Raw genomic sequence first — 1,425 nt, 5'->3', positions numbered from 1 at the left:
CGATTTGAGCTAGCCCCTTTAAGGGACAAGGCTTTGATGAGAACATGTTTGTCGAATGTTCGTCAGCGATTCGAAAAAAGCATGCGGTAGGCACATACTTTAAGATACAAGCAGCGATTAAAATTAAAGAGGGTGGCAACGACTTCCTATACACATACCCTCGCTGGCCATATGAGGTACTAACTGAAGATGAAGTTAGAGATTTCATTGGGCAATAAAGAAGCACTAAATAAATCAAACTTCCCTTTCACGTGACAATTTCGACACAGTGAGATATAAGGTGTTGAATGGGAAAAAGCCCTACAACGACAAAACCCGCTATAAAAGCGGGTTCTGGCTTTAAACAGTGGTGCCGATAGCGGAATCTAACCACAGACCCGAGCATTATCAAAATAATCTTCCAACTTGAATAAAAATCTAAAAGAAGATGAGGATAAAGAAAGCGAAGCTGATCCGTTTACATCCGCTGAACTGGATAAAATCGAATTTCTAAAAAAGTGGGGCTTATTACCGCCCTTAGGCCATCAATATGTTCCTGTTCAAATACTGAATGGGTTTATTGTTTTTAGAACAGACGACTGTAGCCTGGGAAGGCCTAGACCAGGTTAACTGGACTCTGACGGTCCGCAGAGCGCGTACTACAGAGGAGTATAGGTTCCAAAAGAGCCTTTGCGAAGTCAAACCATACATCTTCTGCAGCCAGCAATAAACATTCTAAAAGAGCAGTTCACACTTACACACGACCTGCCTGCTGAAAAATTTCATATGCGACGAGGAAATAATGTTACTATCCGGACCGAGAACCTGCGATCTATATTTCGGTACGACGCCTGTGAGTATCCTGATGATATCTGGTAAAAACGCGCTGTAAAAAATGACTATACGACGATCTTAAAAAAAGCTGGCGTTGGACATCGAGGTGCAAACCAGTGTCGGCATGCATTCTCATCTATGTTGCTCACGAAATAGTTCCAATTGATTTAGTGGCGGTCATCATGGGCCACACTAATAGTGAAACGACGAAAAAGCATTACGCAAAGATTGTTCCCGAAGATCGCCCGAACGTAGCGATAATAATTTCAGGCATTGCAGGATTTGAATATAAACAAGAGTGAGCAGAAGTGCATAAAAAAGGCTGATTTTGCCCCATTTTTGCCCCAAAGCAGTATTGAAAAAGGAAAAAATGTACATAAATCATATGCTTAAAATGGCGGTGAGCCAGGGATTCGAACCCCGGGAGGGCTATTAACCCTCGCTGGTTTTCAAGACCAGTCCATTCAACCACTCTGGCAGCTCACCGCATTTCGACGTTGCCCGACTTGCGACAACGGAGGCGTATATTAATGATTTATTTGGGGGTGTCAACGCTTTATTTTCGATTTTTCTGAAAGTTTTGTGAGTTGTTTTTTTGATCTATAGCCCTAT

General features: G+C 42.4%; 2 protein-coding genes and 1 tRNA gene. 2 read left to right on the top strand and 1 reads right to left on the bottom strand.

The features are described 5' to 3' along the window. The first annotated feature begins 44 nt into the window (after positions 1-44). Both A3738_RS29805 and A3738_RS05270 read left to right on the top strand, forming a co-directional pair. Positions 45-218, top strand: a complete 174-nt coding sequence (locus A3738_RS29805; protein WP_156502502.1) for a hypothetical protein — start codon at positions 45-47, stop codon at positions 216-218. A gap of 711 nt (positions 219-929) precedes the next feature. Then, the gene (locus A3738_RS05270; protein WP_068476040.1) at positions 930-1,115 is read left to right on the top strand and encodes a hypothetical protein; all 186 of its coding nucleotides are present in this window, start codon (positions 930-932) and stop codon (positions 1,113-1,115) included. Between the two features lie 93 nt (positions 1,116-1,208). On the opposite strand, the gene A3738_RS05265 is transcribed toward A3738_RS05270, so the two are convergent. Next, positions 1,209-1,299, bottom strand: a tRNA-Ser gene (locus A3738_RS05265). Positions 1,300-1,425 lie beyond the last annotated feature (126 nt).

The organism is Oleiphilus sp. HI0066 (assembly GCF_001635725.1).
This window is presented reverse-complemented; position numbering and strand designations above follow the sequence as displayed.

What these genes read in the sequence shown, in the direction of transcription:
- A3738_RS29805 (WP_156502502.1), top strand. Translation starts at nt 45, where the DNA reads ATGTTTGTCGAATGTTCGTCAGCGATTCGAAAAAAGCATGCGGTAGGC.